The sequence below is a fragment of the Dyella sp. LX-66 genome, assembly GCF_018599165.1.
Taxonomy (GTDB): domain Bacteria; phylum Pseudomonadota; class Gammaproteobacteria; order Xanthomonadales; family Rhodanobacteraceae; genus Dyella_D; species Dyella_D marensis.
In genome coordinates this window covers 39,324-57,998 of the sequence record NZ_JAHFVJ010000006.1, presented here as the reverse complement: position 1 = coordinate 57,998, position 18,675 = coordinate 39,324, and the positions used below count along the sequence as shown (strand labels likewise).

The window sequence follows — 18,675 nt, the reverse complement described above, 5'->3', positions numbered from 1 at the left end:
CCGTCCCGCGTTGCCGCAACCCCGGCGCTGCTAGCAGGCATGCGCGCAGGTCGTCTGTTTCCGCTTCTGGCCGCGGCCCTGGTGCTGCTGTGGCCGGTGCGGGCTGCGCATGCGCTGGAAGACCGCGATTACCGCATCGACGCCGGCACCCTCGACGACGGCCTGCGCGCCTTCGCCCGGCAAAGCGGCACACAGCTGCTGTACGCGCCGGAGATCGCCATCGGCCGGCACAGCGCCGGCCTCAGCGGGCATTACTCGGCCGACCAGGCGCTGCAGCAGCTGCTGCGTGGCAGCGGCCTGCGCGCGGTGGCGGTGGACGAACACACCTATGTGCTGAAGGCCACCGCGGTCGCCGCGGTGAGGGTCCCCGCGCAGGACCTGCCGCCGATCGAACGCCCTTCGCCAGCGCCGCGCCTGGCGCCGGTGGAAGTGACCGGCACGCATATCCGCCGCACCGACGTCGAAACCGCCTCGCCGCTGACCGTGATCGATCACGAGCAGATCGAGCGCAGCGGCTACCAGACCCTGTTCGACCTGCTGCGCGCGCAGCCGGGCATCCGCGTGAGCAATGCGCCGGTGGCGATGACCGAGGGCGAGCTGTATCAGAACAACGGCCTGGCCACGGCCACCGGCGCGGCCTCGGTGGATCTGCGCGGGCTGGGTTCCTCGGCCACGCTGTTCCTGGTCGACGGCCAGCGCATGGCCGGCTATGGCCTGAGCCAGAACAACTTCAGCACCGTCAACGATCTCAACAGCATTCCGCTGGCCCTGGTCGAACGGGTAGAGATCCTGCGCGACGGCGCCTCGGCCATCTACGGCTCCGACGCCATGGCCGGCGTGATCAACGTGATCATGCGCAAGGACGCTCCCGGTGTAAGCCTCAGCAGCAGCTACGGCATCTCCGGCCACGGCGACGCGCAGCAGCGCCGCGTCACCGCCAGCGCGGGCGGCATGATCGGCCACGAACTGCATGCGCTGGTGAGCGTGGACTACCTCAACCGCCAGCCGCTGCTCGGCGGCGCGCGCGACTGGAGCCGGCAGCGCCAGTCCGGCTCGGACGACAGCAGCGGCGATGCCAGCGCCTTCGTGCTGGACGGCGCCAACCTGCGCTACCTGGCCGGCGGCTGCTCGGCGCGGCAGCGCAATGCCAGCGGCGTGTGCATCGACGACGACGCGCAGCTCACCAGCCTGCAGACCGGTCTGCTCAGCCGCTCGCTGTTCGCGCATCTGGATCGCCGCTTCGGCGCGCTGCAGGCCTATGCCGACCTGCGCTGGACCAAGATCGACCAGCGCCAGCAGATGGCGCCGCTGCGCGACAGCTTCATGCTGCCGGCCAGCCATCCGGACAACCGCAGCGGCGACGACGAGCCGATCTACGACCACAGCTTCAGCGACCTCGGGCCGGTACGCGACCTCTCCGTATCGACCAACCGCTTCGTCACGCTGGGCCTGAAGGGCCATTGGGACGAATGGGACTGGGACGTGCACGCCAACGACCAGCGCAACCGCAGCGACGACCAGTTGCGCGGGCTGCTGCGCGTGGACAGCTTCGCCAGTTCGCTGCAATCGGGTTCGTTCCGGCTGGACGCACCCAACGACGCCGCGGTGGTGCAGGCGATCTCGCCCGTGCTGATGCGCCACGCCACCGCCGCCAAGACCAGCCTGAGCGTGCAGCTGACCGGCCCGCTGGCGCAGTTGCCGCACGGCCCCTTGTCGATGGCGATCGGCGCGGAGACCTGGCGCGACCGCCTGGACGACCGTCCCGATCCGCTGCTGCTGCGCAACCTGGTGCAGCAGTTCGACAGCCCCTACCAGCGCCACGAGAACCGCCACAGCCTGGCCGCCTATACCGAGTTCAACGCGCCGCTCACCGCGCACCTGCAGGCCAACCTGGCCTGGCGGCTGGACCGCACCCAGCCCTACGGCGCCGCCATCTCGCCCAAACTTGGCCTGAAATGGGACCTGCGCGACGACCTGAGCCTGCGCGGCACCTGGGCCAAGGGCTATCGCGCGCCGACCCTGCTGCAGCTGAGCCGCCCGCCGGTACTCGCCGCCACCCGCTTCATCACCCAGGTGGCGAACAGCGCGCTGCCCTGCGTCAACGCCACGCCGGCCACCGACGACACCTCGTTCTGCCAGGTGCAGGCCAACTCGGTCAGCAATCCGAACCTGCGGCCAGAGACGTCGCGCAGCTATACGCTGGGCATCGTGTGGGCGCCGAGCAGCGCGTTCGGCGCGGCGCTGGATTTCTATCGCATCCGCCGCGACCACGAGATCATCCAGCTGCCGCTGAGCTATGCGCTGCTGCATCCGGACAGCTATCCGCAGCTGTTCCAGCGCAGCCGCCGCGGCGTGCTGTACGCGCTCAACCAGCAGCTGGTGAACCTGGGGCATACCGACGCGCGCACCATCGACCTGGATCTGCGCTACCGCCTCCAGACCGCGCGCTATGGTCGCTACGACATCCACCTGGGCGTCGATTACCTGGACCGGCTGGACCGCCAGATGATCGAGGGCGATCCCAGCATGCGTTACGCCGGCTACGCCTCGCAGCCGCGCGTCAGCGCTTTGGCCAGCCTGGACTGGACGTATCGCGACTGGAGCCTCGGCGCCAACCTCCGCTTCACCGGACACTATCGCTACGAGCCTTATGCCGGCAGTCCGCTGATCTGCCCGGACGATTTGCAGCAGAACGACAAATGCAAGACGCCGGCCTTCACCGTGCTCGACCTGCATGCCGCGTACAGCGGCATTGCGCATTGGTCCTTCAGCTTCAACGTGCACAACGCGCTCGATCACCAGCCGGTGTACTACGGCTCGCCCGGCATCGCCTACAACCCGATGTTCGACGATGTGGTGGGCCGTTATTACCTGATCGGCATAAGCTACCGGCCTTAAGAACATATGGACGTCCGTCGCGATTTGGACGTCCAAATGAAATTAAAGGTAGGGGTAAGGCAAGCGCATGGCGTTTCCCATAAGGCGCGGACATTCCGTCCCGCCTTTCGACAAGGAAACCCGACATGCAAAAGTCCGCCCCTCTTGCCCTGGCCGTGGCGCTGTCCGTGGCGCTCAGCGGCAGCGCGTTCGCGCAGGATCAGCTCAAGGGCAACAACGCACCCAGCGGTCTTTCCGCGCAGGCACGCGCCAGCGGCACCAATGCCAAGCTCGACAACGCGCTGCTGCGCCTGAAGCAGCAGGCCCCCGCGCCGGCCACGCTCAGCAGTTCGGCGCTGCCGGCAAGCAGCAGCACGCAGCGGACCCGTTCGGTGCGCTCGCTCGCACCGGAGAGCTACGTGACGGTGGACATCGTCGCCAAGGGCGATGTCGCTGCCCTGCGCGCGCAGCTGGAGCAGCTGGGTTTCCGTACGGACGCGGTGTATCGCAACGATATCGGCGGCCGCCTGCCGGTGTCGCAGATCGACCAGGCCGCGGCGCTGTCCGGCGTCATCACCATCAGCGTGCCGGAGAAGCGCACGCGCTCGGGCCAAGTCAATTCGCAAGGCGACTCGGCACAGCGCAGCAAGGCCCTGCGCGCCGCGGCGCTGGTGCGTCCGGCGACCCCGCAGGAACCGAACCCGCCGCACGTGGACGGCACGGGTCTCACCATCGGCGTGATCTCGGACAGCTTCGACTGCCTGGCGGGAAAGGACGGCGACGTCGACAGCGACGACCTGCCGGTGGATACCACGGTGGTCAAGGAGTCCAGCGACTGCGAGCACTCCGGCACCGACGAAGGCCGCGCCATGGCCCAGATCATCCATGACGTGGCGCCCGGCGCCAGCATCGCCTTCTATTCGCCCGACACCATGGCCGACTTCGCGCAGGGCGTGCAGACGCTGGCCCTGCCCGCCGACCAGGTCGACGCCAACGGCCGCCACGGCGCGGGCGCGCAGATAGTCGTCGACGACCTGAGCTTCTTCGCCGAGCCGCTGTACCAGGAGGGCATCGTCGGCGCCGCCATCGACGACGTGGCCGCCACGTACGGCACAGCCTACTTCACGGCAGCCGGGAACGAAGCCAACGGCGGCCGCGCGGCCTACGACAACAACGCCGCCGCCTTCGCCGCCGCCGCGGTCAAGCGCGCCGTGGGCGCCAAGAGCGACCCGCTCAATATCGGCGAGCGCCTGCTCAACTTCGACGCCAGCGGCGCCAGCACGGTGAACAACCTGCCCTTCACCATCGCCGCCGGTTCGCCGCAGCATCCGAACACCACCCGCGTCGCGCTGTACTGGGACCAGCCGATGACGCCGCCCAATGCCAGCAGCTCGCTCAACCTGTGCGTGGGCGACGCGAACGGCAAGCCGCTGGCCGCCAACCTGTGTACCGGAGCGAGCGTGATCGGGCAGCCGGCGCAGACCATCCTCAGCGTCACCAACAGCGGTGCGGCGATCAACGGCAGTCTGCGCGTGGGCCTGGCCGGCGGCGCGGCGCCCGGGCGCGTGCATCTGATCGTGATCGGCGGCGGCTCCACCATCACCCGCTACGGCACCGACACCGGCACCATCTACGGCCATCCGCTGTCGCCGAATGCGCAGGCGGTGGGCGCGGCCGATTACTTCAAGACGCCGTTCTGCAACGCGGCCCTGCGCACCGCGACGCTGGAGTCGTACTCGTCCGTCGGCGGTACGCCGCTGCTGTTCGACAACAACGGTGCGGCGCTCGCACAGGCAGCCGTGCCGCGCAAGCCGGACATCGTCGCGCCGGATGGCGTGACCACCAACTTCTTCGGCATGCAGAGCATGGACGCCGGCGCCGCCAACTCGCTGGTGGCCGATTGCCGCACGTATCCGGACTTCCTCGGCTTCCAGTTCTATGGAACCTCGGCGGCAGCTCCGCATGCCGCGGCGGTCGCCGCGCTGCTGTGGCAGGCGGAACCGAATGCCACGAAGTCGCAGTTGTACGGCGCGCTGCAGGGTTCGGCGATCGATATGGGCGCGGCAGGCTTCGATTACCGCTCGGGGTATGGGTTTATCCAGGCGGATCAGGCGTTGGCGCGGTTGCGTACGAATCTGCAGAAAGCGGTGGCGATGAAGAAGAAGCCGTAAGTCGGCCAGAAAACCCCTTCTCCCCGTCGGGGAGCACGCGGGGAGCGCACATGGATGTGCGCGGCTTTGAGGAGCGAGGAAGGTGGCGGCAGCCGGATGAGGGGCGGGTGCTCGCGGTAGAGGATTAACGAAGCGTCGCACGCTTCGATGCTTCCGCTTCTACGCTCTGTAGGTCCCCCTCACCCCAACCCTCTCCCCGCAGGGGAGAGGGGGTTCATCGCGCGCATCTCTGTCAACGCCCAACAACTGACGCGAAGCTTGCACAACGCGCGCACAAATTACGTAAGCACCAACGCAATACGTCACGACCATGTGAAACGCGATATCGCATACGCCGCATCGTCTACGCATTTGATGATGCCGTTCGCGCTTTAGGAATATTTACGCTTGACACGAATTTTCTCGCAGCGCACGTTCGAACCCGGGAGGCGGCAGTCGCATCTTCATGCGTGCTGCCAGGTTGTCGTCTCGCGCGACTTCATCGGGAGAAGTTCATGTCACGTCGTTATGTGTCGCGTCCGCAAGGACGCGTCTGGGTCAGTGCGCGCCCATGCAGCCTGGCCATGCTTGGATTATCGATGGCGCTGGCCGCCAACGCGCAGGACAGCGCGCCGGCCGATCAGCAGAAAGCCAAAACACTCGAAGGCGTGCAGGTCGTCGGCTCGCGCGCCAAGGACCGCACCGCGGCGGAAACACCGGCACCGGTCGACGTGATCGGCCGCGAGCAGCTGGAAAACGCCGGCGTGGTCGAAGTGGGCCAGGCGCTGCAGATGCTGGAGCCGAGCTTCAACTTCTCGCGCACCTTCGTCAGCGACGGCACCGACACCATCCGTCCGGCCACCTTGCGCGGCCTCGGCCCCGACCAGGTGCTGGTGCTGGTCAACGGCAAGCGGCGGCATCAGCAGGCGCTGGTGAACGTGCAGCAGACCATCGGCCGCGGTTCGGCCGGCACCGACATCAATGCCATTCCGATCTCCGCGATCGAACGCATCGAAGTGCTGCGCGACGGCGCGGCGGCGCAGTACGGCTCCGATGCGATCTCCGGCGTGATCAATATCGTGCTGAAGAAACAGGTGGGCCAGACCGATGGCTCGGTGACCGCGGGCCAGACCTACAAAGGCGACGGCTTTACGCGCCAGGGCGGCATCAATACCGGATTTCGCCTGGGCCAGGACGGCTATCTCAACCTCACCGCCGAATACCGCCATCGCGATCCCACCAATCGCGCCGGCCCGGATTCGCTGCGCGTGAGTCCGCCGCGCGTGACGCAGAAACTCGGCGATGCCGACACCAAGGACGCCTACTTCTGGCTCAACGGCGGCCTGCCGATCGCCGGCGGCGAGCTGTACTGGTTCGGCGGCATCTCGCAGCGCAAGGGCGACTCGTACGGCTTCTTCCGCCCGGCCGGCGACAACCGCACCATCCCGTCGCTGTATCCGAACGGCTTCCTGCCGAACATCGCCACCAACGTGAAAGACGCATCGCTCGCGGTGGGCTATCGCGGGCCGCTGGCCGACAAGTGGGACTACGACATCTCGCTGATCCACGGCCGCAGCCAGTTCGGCTTCGACGAACGCAATTCGGCGAACGTGAGCTGGTGGTACGAGCCGCGCGATCCGGCCAATCCCGCCGCCGGCATCTACGGCGCCTCGCCCACCTCGGCCGACACCGGCACGCTGCGGCTCAACGAGACCACCTTCAATGCCGACGTGCGCGGCCCGATCGACTGGGGCATCGGCCACGATGCGCTCAATCTCGCCTTCGGCTTCGAGTGGCGGCGCGACAGCTACCAGATCCTGCCGGGCGACCCGGTGTCGTACACCTACGGACGCACCGACAACCGCGCGATTCCCATCTACGGCCAGACCGGCGATATCGCGCAGCCGGGCATGCAGGGCTTCCCCGGCTTCTCTCCGTCGGAAGCGGTGAACCAGGCGCGCCACAACATCGCGTTCTATGTCGACGCCGAATCGCAGGTGACCCAGCGCGTGCTGCTCGGCGCCGCCGTGCGCCACGAGCATTACTCGGACTTCGGCGGCACCACCACCGGCAAGCTCTCGCTGCGCTTCGACGCCAACGACAGCTTCGCCGTGCGCGGCACCCTGGCCACCGGCTTCCGCGCGCCGGGCGTGCAGCAGCTGTTCTACAGCCAGCGCTCCACCAACCTCGACCCCAGCGGCACGCTGACCGACACGCTCACCGCACGGCAGAACAGCGCCGTGACGCGCGCCTTCGGCATCCAGCCGCTGAAGCAGGAGACCTCGCACAGCGGCACCGCGGGCATCGTCTACAAGCCCGGCAACGACATCACGCTGACCGTCGACGTGTTCCGCATCGACATCAAGAACCGCATCATCTTCTCCAGCAATATCGTGCCGGAGAGCGTGGGCACCGACGGCAATGCCTGCGCGGCGAACAATGCCAACTGCCCGATCCGCGCCATCCTGCAGCCGTTCGGCGTGGGCCAGGTGCTGTTCTTCACCAATGCGATCGACACGCGCACCAAGGGCATCGACGTGGTGGCGGAGAAAGGCTTCCGCTTCGACGACAGCTCCACGCTCGACCTGACCGCCCTGCTCAACTACAACAAGACCGAGGTCACCAAGCGCAAGTCGCAGTCCGCCATCCTGCCGCCGGACAAGCTGTTCGACGACACCCAGGTGACCCTGATCGAGCAGGGCCAGCCGCGCGTGCACCACATCCTGCAGGGCATCTACCGCACCGGCCCCTGGGACTTCACCCTGCGCGGCAACTACTTCGGCCAGGTCAGCGGCCAGGGCTTCACGCCCGGCGTGATCCAGACCTGGAGCGGCAAGTGGCTGGCCGACATGGCGGTGGGCTACCGCTTCTCGCGCAACCTGAAGCTCACGGTGGGCGCGGACAACGTGTTCGACACCTATCCGGACAAATGGAATCCGAAGACGGGCGCACCGTTCCCGCAGCTGGGCTTCGTGTATGGCTGGGAGACGCTGCCGTTCGGCGTGAACGGCGGGTATTACTACGCGCGGCTGGATTTCAAGTTCTAAGGCGACGTCAACCCAGCGCCTTGGCGTAGGTTGGGGTGAGCCGCAGGCGAACCCCAACGTTGCGAAGCGCTTGAAGGTGGCGCTGTTGGGGTTCGCCTGCGGCTTGCCCCAACCTACGCCTCAGGTGGCATCCAGCTCGAACACGTGGTTGTCGTAGTCGCTGAAGTACAGCGCGCCATCGCCGCGCGCCAGCTGGTACTCGATCTTCAGCACGTTCAGGCGTTCCGCGCAGGCGCGCAGCTCGGTGGGGTCGACCGCCAGGGCGATATGGTCGCCATGGCGGGTCGCCGGGCCCATGCCTTTGACCAGCACGAAGCGCACGCCAGCCAGTTCCACGTGGGCTTCCTGGTGATGGCTGTCGTCGGGCTCGGAGACCAGGACGCGGGCATCGGGGAAGACCGCGGAGAACAGGCGGGCGGTCTGGTCCGGGTCGTGCACGATCAATGCGATGTGGCTGATGGCCTTGGGCATGGCGGCTCCTCGGGCGACGCGTGAGAGTATGCGCGCGGGCGTGACGATGTCGATGACAACGGCGTTTCAGGGCGCTCGTCACGCCAACCTCGGCGACCGCCCAGGCTAAACTTCGCCGCATGGCTCCGACCTCCCGCAAGCGCCAGCGGCGCGTTACCTCCTCCGGCTCGGCGCGCCCGCGCCCCGCCGCCGCCCCGCCGGCCCGCCCGGCCGACAGCTCCAGCCGCGCCACCCGCGTGCTGGACGTGCTGCTGCAGCGCCTGCCGCCGCATTACCGCGAGAAGGCGCGCGATTACCTGGTGCTGACCCGCATGGACCGCCCGATCGGGGCGCTGTTGCTGCTGTGGCCGACCTGGTGGGCGCTGTGGCTGGCAGCCGGCGATTTTCCGCCGGTGAAGGCCTTGGTGATCTTTACCCTGGGGGTGTTCGCGATGCGGGCGGCGGGCTGCGCCATCAATGACTATGCGGATCGGAAGCTCGATCCGCAGGTGGAGCGGACGGCGGGGCGGCCGATTGCGGCGGGGCGGGTGACGCCGCGCGAGGCGCTGATGGTGTTCGCTGCGCTGTTGGTGTTTTCGTTTTTGCTGGTGTTGTTTACCAACGCGCTGACGATCAAGTTGTCGTTTGCCGGCGCAGCGCTGGCGGCGCTGTATCCGTTTACGAAGCGCTACACGTATATGCCGCAGGTGGTGTTGGGGGCGGCGTTCGGGTGGTCGATTCCGATGGCGTTTGCGGCGGTGAGTGGCGGGGTGCCGCCGCTGGGGTGGCTGTTGTTTATCGCCAATATTCTGTGGTCGGTGATCTATGACACGCAGTATGCGATGGTGGATCGGGATGACGATTTGAGGGCTGGGGCCAAGTCGACGGCGATTCTGTTTGGGGATGCGGATTTGCCGATCCTGGGGATTCTGATTGGGACGTTTTTGTTGGCGATGGTGTTTGTTGGGCAGCGGGCGGTGTTGGGGTGGCCGTATTGGTTGGGGTTGATTGGCGCTGCCGGGTTGTTTGGTTGGCAGTTGTGGCAGATTCGCACGCGTGATCGGGCGGCGTGTTTGTGGGCGTTCCGCAACAATAATTGGTTGGGAATGGTGTTGTGGGTGGGGATTGTGCTGGCGCTGGCGGTCAAGTGATCGCCATCCTGACGTAGGCCTCGCCTTGCTCGTCATCCCAGCGGAAGCTGGGATCCAGTGACTGTCTCGCTTGGTTTTCGCGGTGCCGCGAATGGGCCGCTTATGCAGCGGGCATTTCGTGCGCCTGCCGGCGCCCGAGTCACTTTTTCTTTGCTGGCCCAAAGAAAAAGTAACCCAAAAGAAATGGCCTTAGAGCCAAGGCTCGCGACGCGACTAGAACGAGCAGTGGACGGCCGCGGCAACGGATTAACCAGAGTCGACACGAAACGACTGTGCGTTTACGTGACGCGCGCTTCAACGTGCCGTTGCGAAGAGGACGTTCAAGAACCGCGGCCAGCTTCTGCTCTTCGTTCCTGCACGCCTCACGACTTCACCCCTCTCCCCTCCGGGGAGAGGGCAGGGTGAGGGGCCGGGCGGAGCGGGGACGCGGGCGCATTCAAGCCGCCCCAACCAATCCCACCCAGGCCTTCATCGCACAATCCACCACCCCCATCAGCTGCTTGCGTGACGCGCCGTCGCGCGCCTGCAGGGAAAGGCCGTTGAGGACGGTGGCGTAAAAAGCGGCCACGGTGCTGATGTCCACTGAGGACGATACGTCGCCGTCAGCCACGCCCTGCTTCAAGCGGCGGCGGATCAGTGACTGGGTTTCGTTGCGGCGTTCGGCGAGGTCGTGGAATACCGCCTCGTTCTCGGTGGTGCGATGCGTCGCACCCAGCACGACCAGGCAGCCGCGGCCTTCGCCGAAGCGGCGGGCGGCTTCGCGGAGCATGGCTTGGATGGCTTCGCGGGCGGTGACGTCGCGCTTGTGGAGTTCGTCGCGGGTGCGGGGGCCGGCGGAGGTTACGTACAGGTCCAGGGCTTCGCGGAACAAGGCTTCCTTGCAGCCGAAGGCGGCGTAGAGGCTGGGGGCGTTGATGCCCATGGCGGTGGTGAGGTCGCCTACCGAGGCGCCGTCGTAGCCGCGGTCGAGGAAGACCTCCATGGCCAGGCGCAGGACCTGGTCGCGGTCGAATTTGCGCGGGCGGCCCCGCTCTTTCGTCGCAGTTGTCATCGGAAGCACCTTTCTGTAGCGGTCAATACATAAAGTTCTTGACAGCTCCCGTCAAGGGCTGTTCCTATTTATGTATCGACCACTACATAAAAGGCAGCACGAGCATGAGCACTCTCAACGGCAAGGTGGCCCTGGTGACGGGCGGTTCGCGCGGGATCGGCGCGGCGACCGTGCAGCGGCTGGCGCGGGATGGCGCGGCGGTGGCGTTTACCTATGTGAGCTCGCCGGACAAGGCGCAGGCGCTGGTGCGGGAGATCGAGGCGGCCGGCGGCAAGGCGCGCGCCTATCAGGCGGACGCGGCCGATCCGGCGGCGCTGCGCGCCACGGTGGATCAGGCCGCCGCGGACTTCGGGCGCCTGGACATCCTGGTCAACAACGCCGGCATCTTCCTCGGCGGCGTGTTCGAGGAAACCACGCTGGAGGACTACGAGCGCACCATGGCGGTGAACGTGCGCGCGGTGTTCGTCGCTTCTCAGGCAGCGGCGCGGCATCTGGGCGAAGGCGGACGCATCATCAGCATCGGCAGCTGCCTGGCCGACAGCGTGCCGTCGCCCGGCATGACGCTGTACTCGATGAGCAAGTCCGCACTGTCGGCCTTTACCAAGGGGTTGGCGCGCGATCTCGGCGCGCGCGGCATCACGGTGAACCTGGTGCAGCCAGGCTCGACCAACACCGATATGAACCCGGCCGACGGCGAGCACGCCGAGCATCAGCGCATGCGCATGGCGATCCCCCGCTACGGCGACGCTTCGAATATCGCCGGCATGGTGGCCTGGCTCGCCAGCGAGGAAGGCCGCTTCGCCACCGGTGCGGCATTCACGGTGGACGGTGGCGCCAATGCCTGATGGCGCCGCTACCGCCAAGCCGCACAGCCTGCGCGACCGCCTGCTGGTCCTGGCGGCGGTGTGCCTGGCCGGCCTGGGCATGCCGCTGAGCTTTACCGGCCCGGCCATCGCGCTGCCGGCGATCGGGCAGGCGCTGGGCAGCGACCCGCGCCTGCTGTCGTGGGCGGTGAATGCCTTCATCCTCGCCTTCGGCAGCAGCGTGATGGCCGCCGGCACCCTGGCCGACCAGTACGGGCGCAAGCGCATCTTCACCCTCGGCATCGGCTTGTTCACCAGCTTGTCGGTGCTGCTGGCGCTGTCGCGCAACCTGTGGTGGCTGGACCTGGGCCGCGCCGCGCAGGGCATCGCGGCGGCGCTCACCATGTCGGCCGGCGCCGCGTCGCTGGCGCAGGAGTTCGAAGGCCATGCGCGCACGCGGGCGTACAGCCTGCTCGGTACCACGTTCGGGCTGGGCCTGGCATTCGGGCCGCTGTTGTCGGCGTGGCTGATCGACTCCCTGGGTTGGCGCGCCGTGTTCCTGTCCACCGCGGCCATCGGCGTGCTGGTGCTGTTGGTCGGCGTGCCGCGCATGCGCGAAACGCGCGACCCCGGTGCACAGGGGCTGGATCTGCCGGGCAGCCTGAGCTTTACCGCGGCGCTGGTGCTGCTCACCTTCGGCATCATCGAAGCGCCGCGCCATGCGAACGGCCACCTGCCGCTGCTGCTGGTGGGCGCGGCAGCGGCGATGCTCGCACTGTTCGTCTATGTGGAACGCCGCGTGCCGCGGCCCATGCTTGACCTGTCGCTGTTCCGCAACCCGCGTTTCCTCGGCGCGCAGGCGCTGCCGCTGGCCACGGCGCTGTGCTACGTGGTGCTGCTGATCTTCCTGCCGCTGCGTTTTGTCGGCGTGGAAGGGCGCAGCGAAGTGGCGGCCGGCCTGCTGATGATCCCGCTGTCCGTGCCGATGCTGGTGGTGCCGTTTGTCGGTGCGCTGCTGACGCGCTGGCTTTCCGCGGGGCTGCTCTCCGCGCTGGGCCTGGGCCTCGCCGCCGCCGGCTTGTTCTGGTTGCGTGCGGCCGCCGTGCCGGGCGCGGATTGGGATGCACTGCTGTGGCCGCTGCTGCTGATCGGCACCGGTTCCGGCCTGCCCTGGGGCTTGATGGACGATCTGGCGGTGAGCGTGGTGCCGAAAGAGCGCGCCGGCATGGCCACCGGCTTCTTCACCACCACGCGCGTGGCGGGCGAAGCGATTGCGATGGCGGCGGTGGGCACGGCACTGACTGGCCTGATCGAAACGCAACTGGCAACGGCGCCGCACGAGCAGGCGGTTGCGGCGGCGGCGAGCCTCGCGACGGGCAGCATGGTGCACGCGGCCAGCGTGGCCCCGGCGATCGGCCGCGATGCTTTGCTGCACGGCTACAGCGGTGCGTTCGGCGGCTTGCTGGTTGGCCTGGCGGCGTTGACCTTGGCCTTGGCCGCGGCATCGTTCGTCCTGCTGCGCCGGCGCCGCGCTCACGCATCGGCAACCGCCGCCTCGCCAGAACCCTGCAACGCCCATTGATCCGGATACATAGGCAGAGGGGCGGTCATCCGCCCCTCCATGACTGGTTACACAACATTTTCATGACAGTTTTGGACGTCTAAACCCAAGCTGTCGGCTAGCCGTCATCCCCCCTGAGCTTCGCTGTCACAGCGCCGCTTTAACTTGCGCCGCGTCAGAGCCTGTGTCCGGGCCAGGGAAGCCTTCACACGATACCTAGTGCGGCTCCATTGGTGCGATCCCATTGGATCAGCAAGCGGTGTCGATCGTGCTGCGGTTGTCCGTACGCAAGGCTCCGTCATTCCCTCTTCCCCGGAGTCACGACGTTGCGCACCACATCGATCAGCCACGCCATCGGCCTGGCCCTGCTGGGCGGCCTGCTCTGCTCCTTCGCGCCGCAGGCCAGCGCGCAGGACAGCAACTCTTCCACCGGCGACAACAGCAAGCCCGCCGCCGACCGCGCCAAGAACCTCGACGGCATCGTGGTCACCGCCCGCTCGGGCGTGGAGACGCGCACCAAGGCCGAGACCAGCTATTCCATCACCACCATCGACGAAGACCGCCTGCGCATGCAGGCGCCGACGTCGGTGACCGAGGCGATGAAGTCCGTGCCGGGCTTCTGGGTGGAAGCCTCCGGCGGCGAGGCCAGCGGCAATATCCGCGCGCGCGGCATCCCGGTGGACGGCTTCGGCTCGGTCAACCTGCTGGAGGACGGCGTACCGGTGCAGCACGACCCGGCGCTGGGCTATCTCAATGCCGACCAGGCCTTCCGCCTGGACGAAACCATCGAGCGCATCGAAGTGGTGCGCGGCGGACCGTCCTCGGTGTTCTATTCGAACGCGCCGGCCGGCGCGATCAACTTCATTCCGCGCAAGGTCGGCGACAAGGCCGAGGGCCTGGTGAAGTTCACCGTCGGCGACTACGGCCTGACCCGCGGCGACTTCTGGGTCGGCACGCCGGTGGGCAATGGCTGGAAGCTGAGCGCGGGCGGCTTCTACCGCACCGACAGCGGCATCCGCGACCCCAAGTTCAACGCCAACGACGGCGGCCAGATCCGCCTGAACCTGGCGCGCGACTTCGAAGGCGGCAGCTTCAGCGCCGACGTCAAGCACCTGGACGACAAAGTGGCGCTGTACCTGGGCATTCCGATGCGCACCACCGCCGACGGCGATATCCGCGCGGTGCCGGGCTTCGACGGCAACTACGGCACGCTGGCCGGCCCCGAGACCGAGCACGTGCTGATGAAGATGGGCAACGGCGGCCTGTACAACTTCGACAACAGCGAAGGCACGCACGTGAAGCGCGACCAGCTGACCCTGAAGTTCGATTACGAACTGGGCGGCGGCTGGAAGCTGGCCGAGTCGCTGCGCTACGACGATACCCATACCCAGCGCAACGGCGTGTTCCCCAACTCGCTGATGAGCGCCACCAAGTACCTCGCCTCGGTGGCCAGCCAGAAGCCGGCCGGCGCCGCCGGCCTGCAGCTGCGCTACGCGGACAACCCCGGCCAGGTGTTCGACAACGCCAACCAGAACGGCAACGGCCTGGTGGTGCTGGGCGGCCTGCGCGGCGTGACCATGCCGGTGAAGGAATTCATCAACGACACACGCCTGCTGCGCAAGTTCGACCTCGGCGGCCAGACCCACGACGTCACCTTCGGCTACTACTACGCGCGCTTCGACCAGGACTTCAGCCGCTACTCCTCGGTGGCCCTGCTCGACGCCACCAACAACGCGCGCCTGCTCGACCTGGTGGCGGTGAACGCCGCCGGCCAGCCGGTTTCCACGCTCACCGACCACGGCATCTCGCGCTACGGCTACGAGTGGGAGAACGCTACCGGCACCTCGACCACCAATGCGTTCTATCTGTCCGACGAGTGGCAGGTGAACGACGAGCTGCGCATCGACGGCGGCGTGCGCTGGGAACAGGTCAACACCCGCGGCAAGACCGAGACCAAGCAGACGGTGAACCTGGGCACGCCGGCCATCTCACAGATCATCACCGGCACCGGCCAGTACATACCGTGGGACCACACCTTCAACAAGCTGGGCTGGACCCTGGGCGCCAACTGGCAGTTCTCGCCGCGCTCGGGTGTGTTCGCGCGCTGGACGCCGACCTTCCGCCTGCCCAACCTGAGTACCTACATCACCAACCCCACCGCCGTGCCGGTAACCCAGACCATGAAGCTGGGCGAAGTCGGCTACAAGTACACCGACCGCCAGCTCGACCTGTACACCACCGCGTTCTACACCAAGTACAACAACGTCGGCTTCAGCAACTACGTGTTCAATCCCAACGGCAATACCTCCACCACCCAGCAGGGCTATGCGGACACCAAGACCAAGGGCCTGGAGCTGGAAGGCACCTGGTATCCGGTGGACTGGTTCGACGTGCAGGTCACCGCCACCCTGCAGGACCCGCAGTACAAGGGCCTGCGCTATACCGAGCTGGTGTCCGGTGCGCCGGTGCTGCGCGATTACGAAGGCAACCAGCTGATCCGCGTACCCAAGCAGAGCTACCGCGTGGTGCCGGGCCTGAACCTGCTGGGCGGCAAGCTGCGCCTGCAGCTGGCCTACGAGTACGAAGGCCAGCGCTACGTGGATACCGCCAATTCGGTGAAGCTGCCTTCGTACGACGTGTGGAGCGCCAGCGCGCGCTATGACATCTCGCCGATGTGCTCGCTGTTCTTCTACGCGGACAACATCACCAACTCGCTCGGCCTGACCGAAGGCAACCCGCGCGCGGGCGAGCTGGCGAGCGCGGATGCCGGTGCCAACACGTTTATCGCGCGTCCGATCCTGGGCCGTGCGTATCGTGCGGCGGTCATGTATCGCTTCTGAGGACAGAGGGCCGGACGCAAGTCCGGCCCTTTCAGGCATGAGACAACGAATCCTGTTCCATCGGTTTGCTGTGGCGGCGCTGCTGTCGTGGGCGAGTGTCGCCGGCGCGTGCGATCTTGAGCGCGCCGGCCACGGTTGCGATCTGAACGTGCTGGATCGCCAGCTGCATCTGAACGACGTGCAGGCGGTCGGCACGCACAACAGCTACAAGCAGGCGATGCCGCCGGCGGAGCTTGCCGCGCATCGCGCGCACGATCCGCGCGGCGCGGACGGCATCGACTACGGCCATCCCGCGCTTGCCGCGCAGCTCGACGAAGGCGCCCGCACCATCGAGCTGGACGTGTACTACGACCCTAAGGGCGGCCACTACGCGCACCCGCCCGGCGCCTTGCGCAAGGGCTACGCCACGCCGCCCTGGCCGGCGGAGGCCGCGGCGCAGATGCTGCATCCCGGCTTCAAGGTGATGCACCTGGCCGATATCGATTTCCGCAGCAACTGCCAGACCTTCGTGATCTGCCTGGCGCAGATCCGCAACTGGTCGCGCGCGCACCGGCGGCATGTGCCGATCATGATTCTGATCAATGCCAAGGACGGCAAGGGCAGACCGGGTGCGGCCGCGCCGATGCCGTTCGACGAACGCGCCTTCGATGCGCTGGATGCTGAAGTGCGCTCGGTGTTCGCGCCGACGGAGCTGATCACGCCGGACCTCGTGCAAGGCCGCTATCGCAATCTGCGCCAGGCGGTGCTGGCCGGCGCATGGCCGGCGCTGGGCGCAGCGCGCGGCAAGGTGTTCTTCGTGCTCGATGAGGACGCGGAGAAAGTCGCCGCCTATCGCGGCAGCCGTCCTTCGCTGGAAGGCCGGGTGATGTTCGTCAACACCGATGAGTCCTCACCCGCCGCCACCTACCTCACCATCAACGACCCCGTGCGCGACGGCGAGCGCATCCGGCGCGACGTCGCCGCGGGTTATCTGGTGCGCACGCGCGCCGATGCCGATACCGCCGAGGCGCGCCGCAACGACAGCACCCGGCGCGAGGCCGCCTTCGCCAGCGGCGCGCACTACGTCTCCACCGATTACATGCACCCCGATGCACGCTTCGGCGACTATCGTGTGCGCCTGCCGGGCGATGCCGTTGCGCGCTGCAACCCCGTCCGCCAACCCGATTGCCATTCTCCGCAAGGTTCCGCCAAGCCATGAGCACCCGCCTGTTGCGTTCCCTGGCCCTCGCCGCCGCCCTGCTGCCGTTCGCCGCCACGCGGGCGGCCGATACCGAGAGGCCTGACCTCGTGCTGCACGGCGAACTGAGCGGCAAAGACCACCAGACCTACCGCACGCTGCCCTTCGACGTGCCGGCGGGCACCACCCGCATCACCGTGCAGTTCGACTACAGCGGCCGCGAGGAGAAGACGGCGGTGGACCTGGGCCTGCTCGGCCCCGACGGCTTCCGCAGCCAGGACGGCTTCCGCGGCTGGAGCGGCGGTACCAAGAAGCTGTTCACCGTGTCGGCTACCGACGCCACGCCGTCCTATCTCCCCGGCGCGATCCGCCCCGGCCGCTGGCAACTGCTGCTTGGCATTCCGAATATCCGCAAGGAAAGCCACAGCAACTACACCGCCAACATCTGGTTCGGCCATGCCAACGACCCGGCATGGGAACCTGCCGTGCTCCATCCACCGCTGCGCAAGGACGCCGGCTGGTATCGCGGCGACCTGCATATGCACACGGCGCACAGCGACGGCGGCTGCAAGAACCAGAGCGGCGAACGCGTGCCCTGCCCGCTGTTCTTCACCGTGCAGGCCGCCGCGCAGCGCGGACTCGACTTCATCGCCATCACCGACCACAACACCGTGTCGCACGCCAATGCGATGCGCGAACTGCAGCCCTACTTCGACAAACTGCTGCTGATCCCTGGCCGCGAAGTCACCACCTTCACCGGCCACGCCAACCTGTTCGGCACCACGGCGCTGGTGGATTTCCGCGTCGGCAGCAAGGAGGTGCCGGACTGGAACGCACTGCTGAAGGCCATCGCACCGCTGCATGGCGTGATCTCCATCAACCATGCGATCCGCCCCAGCGGCGAGGTATGCATGGGCTGCGGGTGGACGGCGAAACCGCTGGTGGATATGAGCCTGGTGCAGGCGGTGGAAGCGGTGAACGGCAGCGACGTCGGCACACCGATTTCCGGCCTGCCGTTCTGGGAATCGCAACTGGCCAAGGGCTACCGCCTCACCGCCATCGGCGGCAGCGACAACCACGAAGCGTTCCAGAACGAGGCGCGCATCGGCACCAATCCGACCGGCGTGCCGGCCACCGTGGTGTATGCGCAGGAACTGTCGATGCCGGCGATCCTGGATGGCATCCGCGCCGGGCACGTGTTCATCGACACCGAAGGCAGCCGCGACCGCGTGCTGGAACTGAGCGGCGAAGCCGATGGCGCCAAGGCCATCATGGGCGACGCCCTGCGCGTACCCGCGAACGGCACCGCCTCGTTCGATGTGCACGTCGCTCACGCGAAGGGCGCCAGCCTGACGGTGCTACTCGATGGCAAGCCGTTCGCTCCCGCCATCGCGGCGCAGGTCGACACGGACGACCTGCATCGCCACTTCAGCTGGAGCAGCGATGGCAAGGCGCATTGGCTGCGGGTGGAGGTGCGGGATGCGGCGGGCAAGGCGTTGCTGGTGGGCAACCCGATCTACCTGAACCCCACACGCTGATTTCGACGGGATGAGCCCTGCAGGTTGCGG

Annotated in this window: 11 protein-coding genes; 9 read left to right on the top strand and 2 right to left on the bottom strand. The window is 67.3% G+C overall.

All coding sequences use genetic code 11. The annotated features are described in order from the left end of the window. Nucleotides 1-39: 39 nt before the first annotated feature. From KK141_RS13135 to KK141_RS13125, 3 genes are all read left to right on the top strand, one after another. Complete coding sequence (locus tag KK141_RS13135) at nt 40-2,898, top strand: TonB-dependent receptor (RefSeq protein ID WP_214570078.1); 2,859 nt, start codon at nt 40-42, stop codon at nt 2,896-2,898. A 125-nt stretch (nt 2,899-3,023) separates the two neighbouring features. Continuing rightward, nucleotides 3,024-5,048, top strand: a complete 2,025-nt coding sequence (locus tag KK141_RS13130) for a S8 family serine peptidase (RefSeq protein ID WP_214570079.1) — start codon at nt 3,024-3,026, stop codon at nt 5,046-5,048. Nucleotides 5,049-5,542: 494 nt separating this feature from the next. Then, nucleotides 5,543-8,074, top strand: coding sequence for a TonB-dependent receptor (locus tag KK141_RS13125; protein WP_214570080.1), 2,532 nt, complete (start codon nt 5,543-5,545; stop codon nt 8,072-8,074). Between the two features lie 120 nt (nt 8,075-8,194). On the opposite strand, the gene KK141_RS13120 is transcribed toward KK141_RS13125, so the two are convergent. Further along, entirely contained in the window at nt 8,195-8,545 is a 351-nt protein-coding gene (locus KK141_RS13120) for a hypothetical protein (RefSeq protein ID WP_214570081.1), read from the bottom strand. 236 nt (nt 8,546-8,781) lie between these two features. Between KK141_RS13120 and ubiA the strand changes: the two genes are divergently transcribed. Continuing rightward, on the top strand, nt 8,782-9,675 hold the full coding sequence (gene ubiA, locus KK141_RS13115) for a 4-hydroxybenzoate octaprenyltransferase (RefSeq protein WP_345777559.1): 894 nt from the start codon (nt 8,782-8,784) through the stop codon (nt 9,673-9,675). A 436-nt stretch (nt 9,676-10,111) separates the two neighbouring features. On the opposite strand, the gene KK141_RS13110 is transcribed toward ubiA, so the two are convergent. Then, entirely contained in the window at nt 10,112-10,726 is a 615-nt protein-coding gene (locus KK141_RS13110) for a TetR/AcrR family transcriptional regulator (protein WP_214570083.1), read from the bottom strand. Between the two features lie 104 nt (nt 10,727-10,830). Between KK141_RS13110 and KK141_RS13105 the strand changes: the two genes are divergently transcribed. From KK141_RS13105 to KK141_RS13085, 5 genes are all read left to right on the top strand, one after another. Continuing rightward, the gene (locus KK141_RS13105) at nt 10,831-11,571 is read left to right on the top strand and encodes a 3-oxoacyl-ACP reductase family protein (protein WP_214570084.1); all 741 of its coding nucleotides are present in this window, start codon (nt 10,831-10,833) and stop codon (nt 11,569-11,571) included. Further along, on the top strand, nt 11,564-13,111 hold the full coding sequence (locus KK141_RS13100; RefSeq protein WP_214570085.1) for an MFS transporter: 1,548 nt from the start codon (nt 11,564-11,566) through the stop codon (nt 13,109-13,111). The genes KK141_RS13105 and KK141_RS13100 overlap by 8 nt, the downstream gene beginning before the upstream one ends. A 305-nt stretch (nt 13,112-13,416) precedes the next feature. Beyond that, the gene (locus KK141_RS13095) at nt 13,417-15,930 is read left to right on the top strand and encodes a TonB-dependent receptor (protein ID WP_250901744.1); all 2,514 of its coding nucleotides are present in this window, start codon (nt 13,417-13,419) and stop codon (nt 15,928-15,930) included. A 37-nt stretch (nt 15,931-15,967) separates the two neighbouring features. Next, the gene (locus KK141_RS13090; RefSeq protein WP_214570086.1) at nt 15,968-17,128 is read left to right on the top strand and encodes a phosphatidylinositol-specific phospholipase C1-like protein; all 1,161 of its coding nucleotides are present in this window, start codon (nt 15,968-15,970) and stop codon (nt 17,126-17,128) included. Next, complete coding sequence (locus KK141_RS13085; protein WP_214570087.1) at nt 17,125-18,645, top strand: CehA/McbA family metallohydrolase; 1,521 nt, start codon at nt 17,125-17,127, stop codon at nt 18,643-18,645. Before KK141_RS13090 ends, KK141_RS13085 begins: the two co-directional genes overlap by 4 nt. The last annotated feature ends 30 nt before the right edge of the window (nt 18,646-18,675 follow it).

Coding starts and splice junctions, on each gene's coding strand:
- KK141_RS13135 (WP_214570078.1), top strand. CDS start 40: ATGCGCGCAGGTCGTCTGTTTCCGCTTCTGGCCGCGGCCCTGGTGCTG.
- KK141_RS13130 (WP_214570079.1), top strand. CDS start 3,024: ATGCAAAAGTCCGCCCCTCTTGCCCTGGCCGTGGCGCTGTCCGTGGCG.
- KK141_RS13125 (WP_214570080.1), top strand. CDS start 5,543: ATGTCACGTCGTTATGTGTCGCGTCCGCAAGGACGCGTCTGGGTCAGT.
- KK141_RS13120 (WP_214570081.1), bottom strand. CDS start 8,545: ATGCCCAAGGCCATCAGCCACATCGCATTGATCGTGCACGACCCGGAC.
- KK141_RS13110 (WP_214570083.1), bottom strand. CDS start 10,726: ATGACAACTGCGACGAAAGAGCGGGGCCGCCCGCGCAAATTCGACCGC.
- KK141_RS13105 (WP_214570084.1), top strand. CDS start 10,831: ATGAGCACTCTCAACGGCAAGGTGGCCCTGGTGACGGGCGGTTCGCGC.
- KK141_RS13100 (WP_214570085.1), top strand. CDS start 11,564: ATGCCTGATGGCGCCGCTACCGCCAAGCCGCACAGCCTGCGCGACCGC.
- KK141_RS13090 (WP_214570086.1), top strand. CDS start 15,968: ATGAGACAACGAATCCTGTTCCATCGGTTTGCTGTGGCGGCGCTGCTG.
- KK141_RS13085 (WP_214570087.1), top strand. CDS start 17,125: ATGAGCACCCGCCTGTTGCGTTCCCTGGCCCTCGCCGCCGCCCTGCTG.